The sequence below is a fragment of the Thermococcus sp. genome (genome assembly GCF_026991495.1).
In the GTDB taxonomy this organism is placed as follows: domain Archaea; phylum Methanobacteriota_B; class Thermococci; order Thermococcales; family Thermococcaceae; genus Thermococcus.
The window spans coordinates 1-19,401 of the sequence record NZ_JALXBJ010000005.1 but is presented as its reverse complement, the minus strand read 5'-3'; the positions used below and the strand labels follow the sequence as shown (position 1 = coordinate 19,401).

Sequence of the window (19,401 nt, the reverse complement as noted above, 5' to 3'; positions counted from 1 at the left end):
AAATCCTTCGAGGTGATTCTGATGGAGGCGACAGGCGGTTACTGGGGTAGGGTTCTCAGGGTGAACCTCACGACTGGAGAAGTCAAGGTCGAGCCCCTCCCAGAGGACTTCCCGCGGAAGTACCTCGGCGGCGTAGGCTTCGGAACCAGGGTTCTCTACGACGAGGTTCCGGCCGGGGCCGACCCGCTTGGAGAGAAGAACAAGATGATCATCACGCCGGGCCTGTTCGTTGATACAGGCATTGGAACCGGCTCAAAGACGGCCTTCAACTTCAAGAGCCCGCTGACCGGTGCCTACGGCAGGTCTATGGCCGGTGCTGAGCTCGGCGTCCAGCTCAAGAGGGCCGGCTACGACATGCTCATCATCGAGGGCAAGAGCGAGGAACCGGTTCTCCTCGTCATAAACGACGACGATGTTAAGATAGTCCCGGCAGATGCCTACTGGGGCCTCACCACCGGTGAGGCGAGGAGCAGGGCGAAAGAGGAGTACCCCGGCTACGCAACGGCCTTCATAGGGCCGGCTGGTGAGAGGCTCAGCTTAATCTCGATCATCGAGACCGACGACAGGCAGGCGTCGAGGGGCGGCCCCGGGGCAGTTCTCGGGAGCAAGAGGCTCAAGGGAATCCTCGCCAAGGGGAGCAAGAGAATCCCGATAGCGAACCCTGAAAAGCTCCGCGAGCTGATAAAGAAGTGGGCTTTGGTGTTTAAGGACCACCCGGCTACAAAGGCCGACATGGGCTACGGAAGCGGTGAGTTCCTCGACTGGATGAACCGCGAGCGCGGTACCTTCCCGACCAGGAACTGGCAGATGGGCTTCTTCAAGAAGGCCTACGAGAGGGCCAAGGCTGAGGGAAGGGAGCACATCTACATAGACCCCTACTACTGGGCGCCGAAGTACAGGAAGGGAAGGAAGGCATGCCCCGGATGTAACAAGCCCTGCAGCCAGTACGTTCACGTCGAGAGCAAGAAGTGGGGCACCTTCGAGGTCGACGGCCCGGAGTACGAGACCCTCTACTCCTTCGGTGGCGTCCTTGAGATTGACGACTTCGAGACGGTAGCTTACCTCAACTACCTCGCCGACCAGCTCGGCCTCGACAGCATCTCCGCAGGAGTCACGATAGCGTGGGCGATGGAAGCTTACGAGCGTGGCCTGCTCACCAAGGAAGACACAGACGGCATTGAACTGACCTTCGGCAACGGCGAAGCGGCTGTTGAAGCGCTCAGGAGGATGGCCTACCGCGAGGGCAACCTCGGAAAGCTCTTAGCGGATGGCGTCAAGAGGGCCAGCGAACGCTTGGGTAAGGGAAGCGAGAAGTTCGCGATGCACGTCAAGGGAATGGAACCACCGGCTTACGACGTTAGGGGAATCAAGGGAATGGCCTTAGCCTTTGCCGTCAGCGTCCGCGGTGCGGATCACCTCACTGCCGGAGCCTACGGAACCGAGCTCGTCGGCAGGTGGTGGAAGTTCGACAACATCGACAGGACGAAGGGCGAGAACAAGGGCTTCGAGATAGCAATCCACGAGAACCTCATGGCAGTTTACGATGCAACAGGCGTCTGTAAGTTCTCAAGGCACATGTACTACCTTGAGGGCTTCCCGGAGCTCATCGAAGCCGTAACAGGAATGCGCATGGGCGACGCTGAGGTAATAACCGCCGGCGAGAGGATAATGAACGTCGCGAGGGCCTTCAACGTCCGCGAGGGCTTCAGCAGGAAGGACGACACTCTGCCATACAGAATCATGTGGGAGCCGATTCCGGAGGGAGTCAGCAAAGGCCTCCACGTCCCGCCGTGGGAGCTCGACAGGATGCTGGATGAGTACTATCAGGCCCGCGGATGGAGCAGGGATGGAATCCCGACCAAGGCCAAGCTCGTTGCCCTTGACCTCCCGGACATCGCCGAGGACATCGGGGCCGGAATCTGAGGTTTTTGTCTCTCTTCTCCTTTCTTCTCAAGTGGTCGGGCATGGAAGAAAGGCTCAAGGCCTGCAGGATTGCGGTGGTTCGGATCCATTGACTCGTGCCTCCCCGGGTACGGGCTGTGCAGGAAGCACATGAAGACCGTCCGCATGAACTTCGTTTGTGACGGCTGGGAGCCGCTCTGGGCATTCACCGCTTGTAGTCTCCCGCACCCACAACAGCGTGCCGCACAGCCGGGGCGTAGGCTTGATGTGCCTTCGGGCCCTCTGTATTTTTCCTTGCTCCCTCTAAAGTGGAGCCGGCAGTTTTAAATACACCAATGAGAATTTCATCTTAGCGAAAAGATAGGGTTCTGGGGGGTTTGTTATGTACGGCTACCACAATAGGATCGCGCGCGTTAACCTGACCAGGGGAAGGGCTACCTACGAGGAGCTTCCAGATGAGATCATAGAGAAATTCATAGGCGGGAAGGGCCTCGGCTACTACTTGATCTACCGGGAGGTTCCGCCGGGAACCGACCCGCTCAGCCCGGCCAACAAGTTCGTCTTCGCCCCGGGTGGAATGACGGGTTTGGTGCCGGGTTCGAGCAAGGTCATAGCGGTGAGCAAGAGCCCGGAGACGAGGCTGATAAGCGACTCAAGCGGCGGCGATGCCTTCGGGCCCAAGCTGAAGGGCCACTTCGATGCGCTGATAATCGAGGGGCGGAGCGAGGAGCCGGTCTACCTGTACGTCCACGATGGGGAAGTTGAGATCCTTCCAGCGGGGCATCTGTGGGGCAGGGGAAACTACGAGGTGGCGAAGGAGCTCTGGAGGGAACACCCGAAGGCGAGCATGGCTTTGATAGGTCCCGCCGGCGAGAGGCTGTGCAGGATAGCGAACGTAATATACGACACGGAGAGGGCGAGCGGAAGGGGGGGGCTTGGGAGCCGTCCTCGGGAGCAAAAGGGTCAAGGCCGTTGTCGTAGAGCCCGGTCAGAAACCCAAGGTTGCCAGTCCGGAGGAATTCCAGAGGCTGTGGCAGGCCTTCTATGACGAGTTCTCGACCAACCCCAAGTACGAGCACACGAGGAACTACGGGACGAGCGACGCCCTCAGGAGCGCCGCTTCCCTTGGAATGAGCCCTGCCTACAACTTCTCAAGGCCCCACATCCCCGACGAACTCGCGAGCAGACTGGCCGGAGACGAGGTAAAGAAGTACGAGATAGAGCCCGAGTGGTTCGTCCACGGTAAGAGCTGCCCGATAAAGTGCGCCCGATACGTTGAGGTGGAATACAAGGGCAGGAAATTCCGCGTAAAGCCAGAGTACGAGAGCATGGCGATGCTCGGTGCTGCAACGGGGGTCTTCAACTTTCCAGCCGTTGCTTACTTCAACTGGCTCGTCAACAACCTCGGCTTGGACAGCATAGCAACTGGGAACACGATAGCGTGGCTCTTCGAGATGGTCGAACGCGGACTTATCGGTGAGGACGAGATCGGCTTCCCTGTCAAGGGCTTCGGTGATGAGGAGGCGGAGGAGAGGCTCATCAAGCTGATGGCGGAGAGGAAGGGCTTTGGGGCTATTCTCGCGGACGGCGTGAAGAGGGCCTGTGAGAGGCTTGGCAGGGGTTGCAACTTAGCCGTCCACGTCAAGGGGATGGAGGCACCGGCCTGGGATCCAAGGGGCAGAAGAACCTACGCGTTGAGCTACGCCACCGCCGATGTGGGAGCGAGCCATCTCCGTGGCTGGCCTGGGCCCCACCAGCTCCCCAACCAGGGCCCTGCTAAGGAGCTGGTCCCGTCTATGGTAGAGGGCAGGGATGAGAGCTACATCACGGACATGCTCGGAACCTGCAAGTTCGTGCCCTACAAGATGGAAGACCTCGCTAAGCTCTACTCCCTTGTTACCGGCGATGAATGGACTGTTGAAGAGCTCAGGAGAAGGGCCTGGGCCGTTGAGAGCATCGCCAGAATCCACGACGTTCTCGACTGGGTTACTCCCCCGCTCGACGACACTATCCCTGACCGCTGGTGGGAGCCCGAACTGGATGGGCCTGCGGAGGGCAATAAGGCTTTCATAGACTACAACGACTTCATTGAGGCCAGAAGGGAGTTCTACAGGCTTAGGGGATGGGATGAGGAGCTTGGCGTGCCGCTGCCCGAGACGATGGAAGCGCTTGGCTTCCCTGAGCTCAGGGAAGATGCGGAGAGGGCTTTGAAAACGGTGAGGGAGAGGATGGCCCTTTAATCTTCTCCCTCTTCGACCTTCTCACCCGCAACCTTTCTGAGTCTGTCGAGGTCGGATCCAACGGCTATGAGGACGTCCCCCTCGTAGATCACGTCGTCCTTGCCCGGGTTGTAGATGTACCTGCTGCCCCTCTTTATCGCGAGGATCCTCGCGCCGATCTTGCTCGGCAGCTTCAGCTGTGCCAGCGTTTTCCCGTGGAGAACGGAGCCCCTGTGAACCTTCACCCTGCCGAGCTCCTCCTCTGTGTCCTCCATTATCTCCTGGATTATTGGGTGCGGCTCTATGTCCCTCAGGATTATGTCGGAAACCCCGTAGGCGGCATCGCTTATGCGCTCGTTTATATCCGCTAAGTCTATTATGCTCAGGAGGGTCTCCGGGTCTTTCTCGTGCTTTGCCGCCCTCAGGGCGAGGCGTTTGACCTTAACAGTGAGATCGTCCATCTTCTCCTCCAAGAGGTAGACCTCCTCGGCTATGTCCTCGCTGTTGTACATGACGGATGAGAAGGCGAGGTCTATCATGAGGGCCGAGAGATCCTTCATCTCAACGAGGCAGTTCCTGATCTCCTCGAACTCATCCATTGGGCATCACCTTGATTATGCCCCTCGCTATCTCCTTCAGGTAGTCCAGCGCCGTCCTCGTTCCCCTGCCTATGATTATGTCCCCGGGCAGTATCTTGACGTCCTCGTCTGGGTCGAAGATCCAGCGCTTTCCGCGCCTTATCGCCACCACCCAGACGCCGGTGTTGGTGGGGAGGTCGAGCTCCTCAAGGCTTTTGCCCACGAGTATTGACTCGGGGGAAACAACGACCCTGCCTATGGTCTCCTCGCTCTCAAGTATCACCTCCGTGACGAGGGGGTGGACCTTTTCCTCTATCACCATCTTGGCGAGATCCGCTGCTGCGTTCGTTATGTCGTCTATGGAACGGCCCATCTGAAGGATGGACGTTATCCTCTCCGCATCCCTTATGTTCCTGGCCGAGAGGACCGCCCTGACCATTAGATTGTAGTTCAGAAGGTCGAGGTACTCCTCGAGCTCCAATACCTCATTGGCCATCTCCTTCTCGCGGAATAGAACCGCTGAGTAGGCGAGGTCAACCATCAGCTCCGCCGTGTTCTTCATCTCAACGAAAATCTCCTTCACGTTGTCGGGAACTTCCACCTCATCCCATTCCTCCATCGGATTCCCTCCCCTACCCTTCACTCCCCGGGCTCTCTTATTTATTTTTCGCCGATGGCAACTTTTATAAAAAACTTTACATAGAATGGCCGGAGGTGGGCGGAATGGGAGGGGATGAGGATGCTCCCGGTGGAAGTAACCGTTGGGACGAGGGGCTGGCGGGAGAGACTGAAGCAGACGTTCTTGGTGACGTTCCCGGCTCTACTGCTCTGCTTAGCCCTTGATTTCGTCGGCGGTGGAGTTCTTGGCAGGAACTTCAAGATGATAGCCACGTCGTACCCGCTCCTCCTTGTCATCCTTCCAGGTCTCAGCGATTTGAGGGGAAACGTCTTCGGCGCCATGGCGTCGAGGATGACTACTGCCCTCCACTTAGGCAGGATAAGGGGCGTTCTCGACAGGGAGGTCACCACCAACATCTCGATGGCCATCGGAAGCTCAAAAATACCCCTCATAGTCCTCTGGATGGCCGGCGTTTTGAAGCTCGGTCTCTCTCATTCCGCCTGGGTTGTTCTCCTCATAATAATAGCTTCTGCCCTCGTGATAGGGTTCCTCCTCGGCTACTCAACGGCCTTCATAACGATATTCCCCTACCGCTGGGGCGCCGATCCAGACATGATAGCTGCGCCCCTGATAACGTCTGTTGCCGATGTTGTAACCATTCCTACGCTGGTTTATTTAGTGTTTTTCTACGAGGATCATCCAGGTTTATTCTACGCCTTTACCGCCCTGATGATGGCGCTGTTTGTGCTTGTAATAATCTATTCCAGTTACACCAGAGAGCATGTGAAGGCATTTAAAGAAGTTGCCGGTGCCCTCACCGTCTTGGGGCTTATCGAAATAGTATCCGGTTCAACCCTTGAATCCTACAGCGGGGCTATCTCAAAGGTCATCATTCTCAGCGTCATGTATCCTTCAATACTCGACAGCGTGGGCAACTTCGCGTCGATAGCTGCCGCCACAACCTCCACGCGGCTCAACCTCTCCGGAAAGGAGGCCTTAGTGAGGAAAGAGTTTTATTTCGATGTGGGAGCACTGCTCCTGTTGGCTCCAATAATCGGCTTCCTCACCAACTACATAGCGGTTCACGTTACGAGCCTGATAGGCTACACCGGGACCCTCATATGGCCATTTATTATAGGTTATCCTTTCTTAGTGGTGATCAACATAGTGATAGGTGTTTTCATAGCTTATCTATCTCACCGCTTCAACATAGATCCCGACAACGTGGCCATCCCGACTGTGACGACGATATCCGATGTGATGGGAACGGTCTTCGTGGTCATCTTGGCTAAAATGCTGGTGGGAGCATGATCGGTCTCTCGATGACGGCATACCCGGGAAGGAACCTCGATGGCCTTGGGGAGTGGCTTGAAAAGGCTAAGGAACTCGGCTTTGAAGTCGTAGAGCTGGTGAGCGAGTGGCCGCATTTCGTCACCCGCGACAGCTGGAGGGATTATCTTGAGCTGCTCGAAAGCCACTCCCTCAGGGTCACCCTCCACGCTCCCTTCAGCGACCTCAACATAGGCTCCCTGAACGGGAGGATAAGGCGGGTCTCCATCGAGGTGCTGGGGGAGACCCTTGAGGTCGCTTCAGTCCTTGGTGCCCTTGCCGTTACCGTTCACCCCGGCCACTGCTCACCGGTCAGCAGGAGGTATAGGATGGACTACAACATGACCCACAGGGGCTCCCTGATGGAGCTTGAAAAGCTCGCCGAAGAGCACGGGGTTTCTGTTGGGGTTGAGAACATGCCCAACTTCCCGATTTTAGACGCCCAGACCCCGGAGAGGCTCGCCGAGCTCCTTGAGGGTATTAACTTAGGGGTAACCTTCGATGTGGGGCACCTCAACACGACGACGAGGGACTTTGAGGGTTTCCTCCGCACCTTCCGCGGCAGGATAGTCAGCGTTCACCTCCACGACAACTCCGGCAAGTTAGATGAGCATCTGCCCCCCGGTGACGGTACGGTTCCCTGGAAAAGAGTCCTTCCAGAGCTCCCTGACGTTCCTAAAGTACTTGAGGTCTCAAGCCTCACCGATGCCGCGAGGGGAGTCTCCTATCTCGGGGACATAGGTGGACTTTGAAGTTCAGGGGGGATCAGTTTTACAAAACGCAAGTCTTTTATACACTCCGCCCCAAGAAGGAACGTAAATCTTCTGGAGGGAAGAGCATGGGAGAGAAGATAGTCGAGGAGCTGAGGCCCTTCTTTGACCCGAAGGCCGTCGCCCTGATAGGTGCCACCAATAAGAGGGGAAAGGTAGGGAACGTGATATTCGAGAACTTCAAGAGGAACAGGGAAAACGGGTCTTTCAGGGGCAAACTCTACCCCGTTAACCCTAAGCTCGACGAAATAGAGGGCTATAAAGTCTACCACAGCGTTGAGGAGCTCCCGGACGACACGGACCTGGCCGTCATAGCCATTCCGGCTAAGTTCGTGCCGGCTACCATGAGGGACATAGCTGGGAATGGAATAAAGGCCGTTATAATAATCACTGGAGGCTTTGGAGAGCTCGGTGAGGAAGGCAAGAGGATGGAGAGGGAGATCTACGAAATAGCAAAGGCCAACGGGATACGGGTTATAGGCCCGAACTGCGTTGGCATTTACGCCCCCGATACCGGAGTTGACACGGTATTCCTGCCGGATGAGAAGATGGACAGGCCTAAGAGCGGCCCCATAGCCTTCGTCAGCCAAAGCGGAGCCTTTGCAGCCGCAATGCTTGACTGGGCCGCCGGCGAAGGTATAGGGATAGGGAAGATGGTCAGCTACGGCAACAAGATAGACGTGGACGATGCCGATTTGATGGACTACTTCATCCACGATGACGGGATAAACGTCGTGACCTTCTACATAGAGGGCGTTAAAGACGGGAGGAAGTTCATTGAAGCCGCCAAGAGGATAACGAGGGTTAAACCGGTCGTTGCCCTAAAGGCTGGAAGGACGGAGTACGGCGCCAAGGCGGCATCCTCCCACACGGGCTCGCTCGCCGGGCAGGACGTCATCTACGATGCCGTTTTCAAGCAGACCGGGATAATCCGCGCCGACGACTTCGAGCACATGTTCGACCTCGCCAAGGCCTTCGCCAGGCTCAAGGGCAAGCTCCCGAAGGGGAACAGGATAGGGATAATAACCGATGGAGGGGGAGCGGGGGTCATGGCCAGCGATGCCGTGGCGCGGTTCGGGCTCAGGATGGCCGAGCTGAGCGAGGAAAGCCGCAGGTTTTTGAAGGAACACTTTCCGCCCCACGCCGTCGTTGGGAACCCGACCGATGTCGTCGGAGACACCGACGCCGAGAGGTACAGGCTGGCCATAGAGGCCTTTGTCAACGACCCGAACGTGGATGCGGTGGTCGTTATAGTCCTCTTCCAGGTGCCGCTCCTCGAAGACGAGAAGATCATCGATATACTCGCCGACTACCAAGAGAGGAGCGGTAAGCCGATCGTGGCCGTCGCGATGGGCGGGAGGAAGACCGAGCACTACGCGAAGATGTTGGAGGAGCGGGGCGTCCCTGTTTACCCGACCCCGGAGAGGGGCGTTAGGGCGCTGGCGGGTCTCGTCCGCTACGCCGAATACCTGAGGAAGGCCTGAGGGTGGTAGTTATGAAGGATGAGGCTCTCAAAGTTGTTGAGTCCGTCCTCGCCCAGGGGAGGACGGCAATGGTTGAGTACGAGGCGAAGCAGGTTTTGAGGGCTTACGGTCTCCCGGTGCCCAACGAGAAGCTCGCCAAGACCCTCGATGAAGCTTTGAAGTACGCCGAGGAGATCGGTTACCCGGTTGCCATGAAGCTCATGTCACCCCAGATACTCCACAAGAGCGACGCCAAAGTGGTTCTCCTCAACATAAAAACCCCAGAGGAGCTCAGGAAGAAGTGGGGGGAGATACACGAGAACGCGCGCAAATACAGGCCGGACGCCGAGATACTTGGAGTTCTGATAGCCCCAATGCTCAAGCCCGGCAGGGAAGTGATCATCGGCGTAACAGAGGATCCCCAGTTCGGCCACGCTCTCATGTTCGGTCTCGGCGGAATATTCGTCGAGGTTCTGAAGGACGTCACCTTCCGCATAATCCCGATAAACGAGCGCGATGCCGAGAAGATGATCCGGGAGATAAAGGGCTACCCCATCCTCGCTGGGGCGCGCGGTGAGGAGCCGGCGGACATAGACGCGATAGTTGAGCTTCTAATGAAGGTCAGCGAGCTCGTGGATGAGCTCAAGGAGTACATAAAGGAGATGGATCTCAACCCCGTCTTCGTCTACGAGAAGGGCGGGGGTGCTGTCGTCGTTGATGCGAGGATAATCCTCAAGGTGCCCGAGGAGAGGGAGCGGGAGATAGGGCAGAGCTACAGGGAGAAGTGCGCTTGAAATTCTTTTTCTTTCTGCTTGTTTCCCCGTGTGATTCAAAATTCAAAGGGAAGGCTCACGAGCCGAAGATGCTCGGGCCGAACATGTGGAGAAGGATCTCGAAGGCTATGAGCACGAGGGTTATCGCTATGACCCCCTTTGGGCTGACCTTTATCGCCCTCGTGTCCTCGTCGAAAAACCTCATGAGGCCCGCTCCCGTCGGGGGGAGCGTTGTCTTGTCCTTCGCCATTTTCATCCCCTCCGGGGTTTGTGGGTAAGCGCTAATAAGCTTTGTCCCGGGGCGTCTTTTAAACCTTTTCGCTAAGGTTTATTAACATCGGAGCGAACTCCCGACGGTGGTGGAAATGAAGTACAGCGAGCTGAGCCCTAGGATGAAGAGGGTGCACACCCAGGTCAGGTACATCGACGATTACCACTGGAAGCTTGAGGAGGACTTTATCCTTGGAGTCCATAAGAAGAGCGGCCTTGAGGTCAGGATATACCCCGCCGACGACCTTGAGCATGCCATCGAGATGACCGAGGAACTTGAAGGGGAGGGGATAAAAATAATCGCCATCCCAGACAAGGGGGTGTTTAAAGTTCACAACGGTGCGTTTGTGATGACTTACAAGTACGTGAGGGCGACCGTCAGTGATATAAACGACCACATAATCTGGAACGGCTTTGAGGTCGTTGAGGACGAGGGGAAGCTCGTCCAGGAGGACTTCTACGACTACCTCGGGGGTCGCATGATTGAACACATAAAGGAGAACGCCGTCCCGGGACACGATTACATCTTCTGGCCCTTCTACAAGTGCGAGAGATGCGGGAAGTACGTTGACATAGACAGCCTTGAGGCCCACCTGAAAAGCCACGGCATAAAACTCCACGAGAAGAGCAGGGAGCGCTACGAAATCTTCGAGATAAACTTCAGGGACGGAAAGGTTTACAACAAATTTGGAGAGGAAGTGAAGGAGTCCCAGTTCTCGGAGGAGGCCAGGGAGTTCCTCAGGGAGAACCTGAGGGGAGGGGCTTAGTCACCCCCAAACTCCTTTCTGATTATCCTCGCCTCGTTATCCTTGAAGGCGCTCAGGTTTATGACCCCCACCAGTGAGCCGCCCCTTGAGACCGTCAGGTCTTTGAGGGACAGGAGGAACTTCACCGCGGTCGTAAACCCGACTTCTGTGCTCAAGTACTCCATGGCGTCTAAGTAGACCGTGCGGTAGCCCTTTTCAAGCTCCTTTGCGACGATGTCCTGAAGGATGCCTATCTTAGAGGGGGGCATCGCCATTATCCTCGGGTTCTCGCTTATCTCGCCTTCCTTTGCCCGGGTTATCCAGAAGACCACCGAATTGGGGGTGAACCTCTCCCTGGCAAGCTCGGGCGAAAGGCGGGTTATCGCCACGATGTCCCTCTTGAACAGGTCGGGCATGCGCTTCTGAACCTCGGCCTCGCTTTTAAACAGGTACGCGCCGGGCTTGAAGGTCTCTGGAAGCCTGTGGGGCTCGGCCAGGGGGTAGAAGACGAAGGTGGAAAGTCCGACTGCCGCCATAAACCTGCCTAACGCTGCGAGCAGAAAGGCTATCTCGGCGAACCATGGTATAGGCCTCGTAACTGGGTAAGTGAGGTTAAGGAAGCCGACCAGCACGAGCCCTATCGGGAAGAGCCTGTCCACCCACCTCCGGCCTATCACGTAGCTCCACATCACGTAGGCGAGGTATATGAGGGCCCCGGCGAGCAGGAGGGATGGAACGCTCGAAGAGAGGGCGAAGTCCCCGTGGAACGCGTCGATGGCTAAGAGAAAGAGCCACACGTAAGATACAACCGCAACGGCTATCAGGTACACGAGCTGTTTGAAGGATGTCCTGAGGTACCTGAGGTGAAACGACCCCCAGAAGGCGAATATGGAGAAGTAAAAGTTCGGGATCTTGGAGGCGATTAGGTAGGAGCACTTTGGGACGGTGATGCCCAGCGGTGTGAGTATGTAGCTCTCTATGTCGAGGGCGTCGATGAAGAAGGCCGTCGTGATCAGGGCCCAGCCTTTGTTCCTTGTCTGGTAGGCCTTGTAGGCTGCGGACGTGAAGAGGAGCCAGCGGGAGATGAAGTTGAAGATCGCTATCCAGTTGACCTCAACCACCTCCCATCCCCTTCACGACCTTTTCCTGCCTTAAGACCACGAGGGTCTTGGGGGGAACGTTTCTGTCGACCACGACCCCCGGCCCTATGAACGAACCGCTCCCTATCTTCCTTCCCGGGTAGATGCTGACGTTTATGCCGACCTTCACCCCGTGCCCTATTATCGCCCCGAGCTTGTGCCTGCCGCTGTCCTCGAGCCTGCCCTTGATCTCCACTTTAACGTTTCCCCTGTCGTGCCTCAGGTTCGCAGTTATCGTCCCGGCCCCGAGGTTGGTGTTCTCCCCGATTATCGAGTCGCCGACGTAGTTCAGATGGGGGGCGTTGCTGTGATCCATTATTATCGAGTTCTTCACCTCAACCGCGTTTCCAATGTGGCAGTTATCGCCTATGCTCGTGTAGGGCCTTATGAGGCAGTTGGGGCCTATCAGGGAGTTCCTGCCTATCTTGACCGGCCCTATTATGTAGGAACCGCTCCTCACAACGGTTCCCTCGCCCACCTCAACCGGCGGGATCAGGGTGGCTCCTTCCTCAACGGTTCCCCTTATCTCGTGCCTCAGCTTGTTCTTGAGGAGGTACTCGTTGAGTTCAAGGAGGTTCCAGGGCCTTCCGATGTCGTTCCAGTAGGAGGAGTAGACGGCGTAAACCACCTTTCTCCCGGCTTCGAGCATCAGGTTCAGCGTGTCGGTTATCTCGTACTCCCCCCTGCTGCTCAGGGTGGTTTTCTCTATGAACTCAAAAACCCCGGGCTTGAAGATGTAGAGGCCGAGGTTTGCGTAGCCCCCGCCGGCCTTCGGCTTCTCTGTGACGCCCGTAACCCGCGTCCCCTCAACGTCAACCCTGCCGAAGTGCCTCAGATCGTCGAAATGCTTCACGAGAACTGCCGCGTCGGCCCCCTCCCTTCTGAAAACCGAGAGGAGGTCTTTGATTCCCTCAACCTCGAAGTAGATGTCCCCGTTGGCCACTATGAACTCCTCGTCCCCAACGTGCTCCCTGGCGGACTCTATGGCCTTGGCCGTTCCCTCACCGGGGAGCTGGTCCACGTAGGTTATCGGCTTTCCGTTGAACTCGTCTCCTAAGGTCTCCATTACCTTCTCCTTCTTATAGCGGACTATCAGGATGAACTCGTCCACGAAGGGGTCGAGGTTCTCAAGGACGTACTCTATCACCGGTCTGTTGGCCACCTTCAGGACGACCTTAGGCCTGTCGTCTGTGAGGGGCCTCAGGCGTTCACCCTTTCCTGCCGCGAGCACAACCGCTTTCACACTACCACCTCCAGAACGTAAAGGGCAAGGGGGATGACTGAATAAACCGGCCAGAAGGCCCTCAGCTTTGAGAGCCTCAGGAGGAGCGCTGCCAATGCTATGGACGCGAAAAAAGCCGCTGAAAACGCTATGGAGCAGCCAACCGTCCCATGGCAGCGGGTCGGGCTGAGGGCCACCAGGACCATCATGTAGGCTGGGAGGGAGAGAAAGGAGAGCTTCAGGGCCTCCGATGGCTTGAAGCCTAAGATGAGGGGGGGCAGTAGGGATAGGGCGGTTCTTGAAAGGTCCATTAGGGCAGGTATCTGAAATATGGCCATGAGGAAGGAGAGGAGGAGGGCTCGGCCGGACTCGTCTTCAAGGATTTTGAGCCTGATTGAGAACCGCTCCGGTATGAGGAGGAGCACCGCGAGGCCCAGGATTCCGTTCAGGAGGTCAGCTTCCATCGGCTTTATCCCCCCTAAAACCCGGCCCAAAGGGTAGTTGAAAACGAGCGAGAATATGAACATGTAGATGAAGAAGTAGGGGGCGAAGCTGGACTCCCTCCTGATGACGCTCCGGGGGATGAGCCCTATATCGAAGCGGAAGTAGAAGAGAAAAGCCGAGAGTATCCCCAAGAGCGATGGGAGGTAGTAGGTTCCACTGGAAGCGGGGTCAAATAGGGCCGGCGATGGGGCCAGCATGAACGTGAAGGTTGTTGAATAAAGGACACCCCAGGAGAGGGCTGGAAGCACGCTCTGCACGGAAGACACCACTATAATCATGCCCCCCAACTGTCATAAACTTTTCGAGCGATACTTTTTTATATTTCCACACCGATCTGGGTTTTAGAATGAACCTTAGGGGGTGGAAGAATGGGGCTGAACGTTTTGAACAAATACGAGGGGGCCTTCGAAAAGCTCGGTATCTTGCTCGTGGTTGTGTTCTTCCTGTTGGTGATAGCGGGCTTTACGGACACTTCTGGCATCGGTAGGATTATGACGCTTGTGTTGCTGTTCCTTGTTGGACTTGCCTCTTTGACGGGCTACATCCTCTATAAATCCCTTGATTGAATATCTTTTTAAAGTCCCTCCCCAACTTTTTCTCCGCGAGCAGGGGAGGAGGGACTATGAAGAATCCGTTTGAGAAGATGCCAACAGTTCTTACCGCTGACGAGCTCATTGACAAGGCCTTCAGGAGGGCCGAAAAGGCCGCCTCGGCGCTTACCCCTAAGGGGGGACGGCTCTCGAAGGCGAGGGAGAGGGAGGAGCTGAGGATTAGAACGGTCTCCAACGTGGTCAGGGACAACCTGAAGAAGCTCCTCGACAGGACCCCCGGCCTTTCGGAGCTTCCAAGGTTCTACCAGGACTTAGTGGACACCCTGGTTGACAGGGATCAGTTCCACCGCTCGCTGGCCCACGTCAGCTGGGCGGTGAGGACTGTAAGGAACCTTGAGCAACGCTACGCCGAGAAGATACGCCACTCCAGAGACCCGGATGAGATTGCAAAGCTCAGAAGGCAGTTCTACGGCCGCGTTGCCGACGTCATAAGGGACATAGCGGACGACCTTGATTATCTCAATCAGGCGAGGAACGTCCTGAAGGATTTGCCGGTCGTCGACCTTGAGCTCCCGACGGTGGTCATAGCCGGCCACCCGAACGTGGGCAAAAGCACTTTGCTGAGGGCTCTAACCAACGCGAAGCCAGAGGTTGCGAGCTATCCATTCACGACCAGGGGGATAAACGTCGGCCAGTTCGAGGAGCACTACCTACGCTATCAGGTTATAGACACGCCCGGTTTGCTCGACAGGCCGCTCAGCGAGAGGAACGAGGTCGAGAGGCAGGCCATCCTCGCTCTGAAGCACCTCGGAAAGGTAATCGTCTACACCTTCGACCCGAGCGAGTACTGCGGCTACCCTATAGAGGAACAGACCCACCTCTTTGAGGAGATCTACCGAGAGTTCGGCGAGTTCCCCTTCATAGCGGTGCTCAACAAGGTGGACGTAGCCGACGAGGAGAAGATAAGGAAAGTCGAGGAGTTCGTTAAAGCAAAGGGCCTCGAACCGCTGAGGGTTTCGGCATTGACAGGCGAGGGCCTTAAGGAGCTCAGGAAGCGCGTCATCGAGCTCGTCAAGCCGATGGTTGAGGAGCGAGCGAGGATGATGATGGAGAGGGAACTTTCGAGGTTCAGGGAAACTTAGCCGCGGAGGGCAAACTCAAGGACTGGGTCGGATATACGATAAGTTACGTTCCGCCTCTCGACCCTCTTCTCGATGAACGACGCCTTAAGAAGCGCGTTGAGGAGTCTCGCCAGCGTGGCGTCCTCGATTTTTCTCTTCTCTTTTCCTTCGAGCTCTCTCTTCAACTCGCTCCAGGTGCTCTTACCCGAGGCTATCGCCCGAAGAACTGTCATGTAGCGCTTCCTCGCTAATGGTCTCTTTTCAAGGAAGCGCTCAAGTTCGGCCAAAGCGAGCTTAGATGCCTCCTCAAGGACTTTATCAATAACATCTTCCCGAACACCTTCCCTGAGCGAAGCCACACCGAACTTCACGAGCCAGCCTACTATTCCGTCGAGCCTCTCAACGGCCTTTTCCAGAACCTTTTCTGAAGCATCAAGGCCGGCCTGTTCAAAGCCCTTTCTGAGAAAGTCCAGGCTCTGCTCCTTGGAAAACCTGGAAAGCTCTATCTCATGGAAGATCCTCCCGTAGAGTGGAGCCTCTGGGTCTTCAACGCCGAGGAAGTCGTAGAGGAGGCCGATTTCAGAACCGGTTAGTATGAACGTTGTTTCGCCATAATCGTAAAAGTGGGCTATCAACGAGGCGAGCTCCTTTCCCGCTGGCCCCCTCGCTTCCTGAACCTCATCGAAGGCTATCACAAAACCATCGCCTTCGAGCGCTGAGATGATGGAGTACAGCGTCTCCGGGTTCTTCCACGAGAGCGAAATGCCCATTCCTGAAAGGCTCACACCGTCTATGAACTTTAGCTTATTCTCCAGCTTCGCGAGGAGGGAGGCGTTTTTTGAGAAATACTCGTTAAGCGCGCTCTGGAAGCGGAGGTAGAGGTCGCGCCTTGAGTTCGGGTTTACTCTGCGGAGGTCGGCTATCACGTGGGAACTTTGGCCTCGCTAAGTGCAACTTGCAGGAGGGAGGTCTTCCCGAGCCTGCGGATTCCCTTGAGAACTATCAGCGGTTTGCGGGACTCAATTGAGGCCAGCATCTCCTCGAGCTCTCTTTCTCTATCGTACAGATCCTCCCTCCTGCTCTTGGGTCTCTCGTCGAAGTACAAATCTATCACCCCGATAGTATGCTATCACCCAGATAGTTAAAAGGGTTGAGAGAGATTTTAAAGGACTTGAGGAAGGCGAAGTTGTAAGGTTGGAGGCTGGGAGAATATTGCGGACTGGTGGTGAAGAATGCCGAGAAAGGAGAGCTTAGGGAAGATGGCTGATCGGTGTGGAATTTAGGCGTCTGACCTCCTTCCCGCTGTGAGCGGCGAGGCTTTCAAAAGAAAAAAGTAAACCACCCCATTTATCGCAGTTCACGAGGTAGCTTTTCCCTCAAGTTCCAAGCCTTGAGTGCATACTCCGTGGGCTCTGCTTCCGCGATTGCGTTGTAGATGACGTTTGCGTCAACGTATATCAACTAAAGTCCAGAAGAGGGCCTATCTGGGGCTCGCGAAGCGGTTGACTCGCCTGCTGTTCGGAACCGAGCTCAAGAGTGACCCCCTGCGTAACTCCAGAACATCAGCTCCTCATGGAGCGGATCGAGCGCGACTTCCTCGGCAGAAAGGCTGTGGAGAGCAGGAAGAGAAGGTACCACCCTTACCGTTAACACCGTAAACCCGGTAAACTTTACGGTACCGTTAACTTTTTGAGGTTTACGATCTTAACGGCAACCATGGACGTTAACGAACTGCTGGCCCTTATAAAAGAAGGGGAAAACGAGAGGATTGAGTTCAAAAGAACGGCCACCCCGAACATAGCGAGGGAAATCTGCGCCATGGCGAACGCTGAGGGGGGGATACCTGCTCGTTGGAGTCTCCGATGATGGAAAAATCCTCGGCTGTGATCCCAAAAAAGTGACGGAGGTTCTTGCATCCTCCCTCCAGAACATAACGCCACCGGTGAGCGTCAGAACCAGCGTCGTCGACGTTGGCGGGAGAAAGGTCTTCGTCATCGAGGTTCCAAGGTCGAAGACCCTCTGCTCCATCGGTGGTGTCGCCTACATCCGCGTCGGCTCTGGGATAAGGTCGCTTTCGATCCAGGAGATAGTGATGCTCTCCTCCGAGCTTGGAACTGTAACATGGGATGAGTTTCCAGCTGTGGACATCTCGAATATTCGAGAAGAATACGTGGAGTGGTTTTTCTCCGCGATGAAAGAGGCCAGGGGCAGGGAGATTCCACGGGAAGAGTGGAACCGCTATCTGAGAAGCGCCAGGGCAATCAAAGGGAGCAAGCTTACCAACGCCGGGGTTCTCTTCTTCACGGATGCCCAGGAGTTTCTGCCCCACTCTGGGGGCAGGATAATCAGGATGGAGAACGACCGGCCCGTTTGGAGTAAGGAGTTCAGCGGGCCAGTCTGGAAAGTCATTGATGAGATGTACGCCGAGCTGATGTCCCAGGTTGGTAGCGTTGAGGTTGTTAGTGGCACAAGAAGGAAAAAACTGCCTGAGTATCCTCCGAGGGCCATCAGGGAGGCGATAATCAACGCATTCGCCCACAGGAACTACGCCATACCCGCGGACGTTAGGGTTTTCATATACCCTGACAGGCTGGTGATAAGAAACCCCGGTGGTCTGATGCCTGGAGTTGATCTGAACGACCCGGAGCACGTTCCCAGAAACCCCCACCTCTGCGGTCTCCTCTACGACTCCGGCTACATCGAGAAATACGGCTATGGGGTTAGAATGATAAGGAGTGAGTGCAAAAAACACGGCCTTGTCGATGTGGAGTTCAGGAGCAGCGCAAACCGGTTTGAAGTTGTCTTCAAGAAGGCCTCAGCGAAGATGCTGGACGAGATCGACCGGAAAATCATCGAGTTCCTCTCCATCCCGAGGAGGAGCGGTGAGATAGCGGAATACGTCGGGTTATCAAAGCCGAGCGTACTCCGGAGGCTCAAAAAGCTCGAATCCCTGGGCCTTGTGATGTCGGTTGGGAACGGCTCCCAGAGAAGGTACTCCCTGAACCGTTAACACTGTAAACCCGCGAAACTTTACGGTACCGTTAACTTTTTGAGGTTTACGGTCTTAACGGTGGCAAAAATACACCTAACGCCTCAGACCCTCCAGAATTGGAAACCCGAAGTTAAAATTTGAGAGGGAATCAGGCGTTCTCCTCCTTGATGAGGACGGCGTTGATAACCCCGTCCTGGCCGGGCCTGCTGGTGACGATGGCTTTTCCGGCTTCGGTCTCTATTATTGCACCCTTGGTGATTATGTTCCTCCTCGCGTACTGTCTGTTCGCGGGGTTTTCGAGGACGTTGAGCACCTTAACCTTCCTGCCCTTTCCGTTCTCGAAGACGTTGGCGTAGAGGGCCTCAACGAGGCGAACCTTCCTGTTGCCGCCGTAGGCCCTTATGATCTTCCTCTTCTCGTTCTCCTCGGCTACCCTCGTGTTGGCGGGCTCCCTTCCGAGCTCTCTTTTTCTCTTCTTCCGTGTGAGAACTATCCTTCCACCTGAAGGCTTTTTGAGTGATCTTCCCTGCCAGATGGCCATTTCCTTCACCTCACATGAGCCTGAGCCTTTAACCCAAGGCCTCTTTGAGGGGTGCGTTTATAAGCTTTTTCTTGTTCCATCCAGTGGGGGAAGGCTCTCATGCTCTTCGTCGTGAGACCGGGCAGGAAGAAGAACGAACTTGAGGCTTTCTTCATCGAGAACGAGCCGGAGAAGCTCAGCCAGATGAGGAACCTTAAGGCTGACGCCATATACCGCTTCGTAATGCGCGAGGGGAGGCTCTTCAAAGTCCTTGAGGGGAGCCAGTACAGGAACCCGAAGGAGATGGAGAAGCTCCTCAGGGGTGCCAGGATAGTCCTCGTCAACGCCGATGAATGGGAGGACTACTTCAGACGGAGGCTCCAGAACAAGCACGTCGAGAGGGCTGAACTGTGCCGCCTATGCCTCCTCGACGGCAGAATAACCGTCCTCACAGAGGGGAACCGCGTTAAGTACCACAACGAATACATCTGCGAGCGCTGTGCCGAGGACGAGCTAAAAAGAGAACTCCGCTTCAGGTTTAACAGCGTTGCAATGTTCGACCAGGCTAAAAGGCTGCTTGAGCGCTTCCGCGACCTTGACAAGGTTCTCTACGCCTTTGATCCGCGCTTTGACCCGACGAGACACCCCGAGATAACGAAGTGGGACGAGCTTAAGGCGAAGCA

At 56.0% G+C, this 19,401-nt stretch carries 19 protein-coding genes and 2 pseudogenes; 12 read left to right on the top strand and 9 right to left on the bottom strand.

What is annotated here, in order from left to right; genetic code table 11:
• Positions 1-21 precede the first annotated feature (21 nt).
• Positions 22-1,923 carry an aldehyde ferredoxin oxidoreductase family protein gene (locus MVB78_RS00415; protein ID WP_297486627.1) on the top strand — a complete coding sequence of 634 codons (1,902 nt, stop codon included), beginning with the start codon at positions 22-24 and terminating at the stop codon, positions 1,921-1,923.
• A 361-nt stretch (positions 1,924-2,284) separates the two neighbouring features.
• Positions 2,285-4,142, top strand: a pseudogene (locus tag MVB78_RS00410) (aldehyde ferredoxin oxidoreductase family protein).
• Here the strand turns inward: MVB78_RS00410 and MVB78_RS00405 are convergent.
• The gene (locus tag MVB78_RS00405; RefSeq protein ID WP_297486610.1) at positions 4,139-4,720 is read right to left on the bottom strand and encodes a potassium channel family protein; all 582 of its coding nucleotides are present in this window, start codon (positions 4,718-4,720) and stop codon (positions 4,139-4,141) included. The pseudogene MVB78_RS00410 and the gene MVB78_RS00405 sit on opposite strands and share 4 nt — an antisense overlap.
• The gene (locus tag MVB78_RS00400) at positions 4,713-5,318 is read right to left on the bottom strand and encodes a potassium channel family protein (protein ID WP_297486609.1); all 606 of its coding nucleotides are present in this window, start codon (positions 5,316-5,318) and stop codon (positions 4,713-4,715) included. Before MVB78_RS00400 ends, MVB78_RS00405 begins: the two co-directional genes overlap by 8 nt.
• A gap of 114 nt (positions 5,319-5,432) precedes the next feature.
• Between MVB78_RS00400 and MVB78_RS00395 the strand changes: the two genes are divergently transcribed.
• From MVB78_RS00395 to MVB78_RS00380, 4 genes are all read left to right on the top strand, one after another.
• Positions 5,433-6,629, top strand: coding sequence for a magnesium transporter (locus tag MVB78_RS00395; RefSeq protein ID WP_297486608.1), 1,197 nt, complete (start codon positions 5,433-5,435; stop codon positions 6,627-6,629).
• Positions 6,626-7,399 (top strand): sugar phosphate isomerase/epimerase, encoded by a 774-nt coding sequence (locus MVB78_RS00390; protein WP_297486607.1) that lies wholly within the window; start codon positions 6,626-6,628, stop codon positions 7,397-7,399. Before MVB78_RS00395 ends, MVB78_RS00390 begins: the two co-directional genes overlap by 4 nt.
• A gap of 86 nt (positions 7,400-7,485) precedes the next feature.
• Entirely contained in the window at positions 7,486-8,901 is a 1,416-nt protein-coding gene (locus MVB78_RS00385; RefSeq protein ID WP_297486606.1) for an acetate--CoA ligase family protein, read from the top strand.
• Positions 8,902-8,912: 11 nt separating this feature from the next.
• Positions 8,913-9,674, top strand: a complete 762-nt coding sequence (locus MVB78_RS00380) for an acetate--CoA ligase family protein (protein WP_297486605.1) — start codon at positions 8,913-8,915, stop codon at positions 9,672-9,674.
• A gap of 55 nt (positions 9,675-9,729) precedes the next feature.
• Here MVB78_RS00380 and MVB78_RS00375 read toward each other — a convergent pair whose 3' ends face one another.
• Positions 9,730-9,903 (bottom strand): preprotein translocase subunit Sec61beta, encoded by a 174-nt coding sequence (locus MVB78_RS00375; RefSeq protein WP_297486625.1) that lies wholly within the window; start codon positions 9,901-9,903, stop codon positions 9,730-9,732.
• Between the two features lie 115 nt (positions 9,904-10,018).
• Between MVB78_RS00375 and MVB78_RS00370 the strand changes: the two genes are divergently transcribed.
• The gene (locus MVB78_RS00370; RefSeq protein ID WP_297486623.1) at positions 10,019-10,690 is read left to right on the top strand and encodes a TBP-interacting protein; all 672 of its coding nucleotides are present in this window, start codon (positions 10,019-10,021) and stop codon (positions 10,688-10,690) included.
• Here MVB78_RS00370 and MVB78_RS00365 read toward each other — a convergent pair.
• From MVB78_RS00365 to MVB78_RS00355, 3 genes are read right to left on the bottom strand one after another with little or no spacing between them, the layout of a single operon-like run.
• Entirely contained in the window at positions 10,687-11,790 is a 1,104-nt protein-coding gene (locus tag MVB78_RS00365) for a DUF835 domain-containing protein (RefSeq protein WP_297486604.1), read from the bottom strand. The genes MVB78_RS00370 and MVB78_RS00365 overlap by 4 nt on opposite strands.
• Complete coding sequence (gene glmU / locus MVB78_RS00360; protein WP_297486603.1) at positions 11,783-13,051, bottom strand: bifunctional sugar-1-phosphate nucleotidylyltransferase/acetyltransferase; 1,269 nt, start codon at positions 13,049-13,051, stop codon at positions 11,783-11,785. Before glmU ends, MVB78_RS00365 begins: the two co-directional genes overlap by 8 nt.
• Positions 13,048-13,800 carry a hypothetical protein gene (locus MVB78_RS00355; RefSeq protein WP_297486602.1) on the bottom strand — a complete coding sequence of 251 codons (753 nt, stop codon included), beginning with the start codon at positions 13,798-13,800 and terminating at the stop codon, positions 13,048-13,050. The genes glmU and MVB78_RS00355 overlap by 4 nt, the downstream gene beginning before the upstream one ends.
• 102 nt (positions 13,801-13,902) lie before the next feature.
• Here MVB78_RS00355 and MVB78_RS00350 point away from each other — a divergent pair, with 102 nt between their 5' ends.
• Positions 13,903-14,100: a hypothetical protein gene (locus tag MVB78_RS00350; RefSeq protein WP_297486601.1), complete on the top strand. Its 198-nt coding sequence runs from the start codon at positions 13,903-13,905 to the stop codon at positions 14,098-14,100.
• Between the two features lie 56 nt (positions 14,101-14,156).
• A complete protein-coding gene (locus tag MVB78_RS00345) occupies positions 14,157-15,227 on the top strand; it encodes an NOG1 family protein (protein ID WP_297486600.1) in 1,071 nt (356 codons plus the stop codon).
• On the opposite strand, the gene MVB78_RS00340 is transcribed toward MVB78_RS00345, so the two are convergent.
• Together MVB78_RS00340 and MVB78_RS11300 are read right to left on the bottom strand one after the other, a co-directional pair.
• Entirely contained in the window at positions 15,224-16,132 is a 909-nt protein-coding gene (locus MVB78_RS00340) for an ATP-binding protein (protein WP_366940167.1), read from the bottom strand. The two genes, MVB78_RS00345 and MVB78_RS00340, sit on opposite strands and share 4 nt — an antisense overlap.
• Positions 16,129-16,320, bottom strand: a complete 192-nt coding sequence (locus MVB78_RS11300) for a hypothetical protein (RefSeq protein WP_366940168.1) — start codon at positions 16,318-16,320, stop codon at positions 16,129-16,131. Before MVB78_RS11300 ends, MVB78_RS00340 begins: the two co-directional genes overlap by 4 nt.
• A 602-nt stretch (positions 16,321-16,922) precedes the next feature.
• Between MVB78_RS11300 and MVB78_RS00335 the strand changes: the two genes are divergently transcribed.
• Positions 16,923-17,072 (top strand): hypothetical protein, encoded by a 150-nt coding sequence (locus MVB78_RS00335; protein WP_297486599.1) that lies wholly within the window; start codon positions 16,923-16,925, stop codon positions 17,070-17,072.
• Complete coding sequence (locus MVB78_RS00330; RefSeq protein ID WP_367270969.1) at positions 17,035-18,216, top strand: ATP-binding protein; 1,182 nt, start codon at positions 17,035-17,037, stop codon at positions 18,214-18,216. The genes MVB78_RS00335 and MVB78_RS00330 overlap by 38 nt, the downstream gene beginning before the upstream one ends.
• Positions 18,217-18,346: 130 nt before the next feature.
• Here MVB78_RS00330 and MVB78_RS00325 read toward each other — a convergent pair whose 3' ends face one another.
• Positions 18,347-18,739, bottom strand: a complete 393-nt coding sequence (locus tag MVB78_RS00325) for a 30S ribosomal protein S8e (protein ID WP_297486598.1) — start codon at positions 18,737-18,739, stop codon at positions 18,347-18,349.
• Between the two features lie 99 nt (positions 18,740-18,838).
• Between MVB78_RS00325 and MVB78_RS00320 the strand changes: the two are divergent.
• Positions 18,839-19,401 (top strand): annotated as a pseudogene (locus tag MVB78_RS00320) (RNA helicase); the annotation flags it as partial.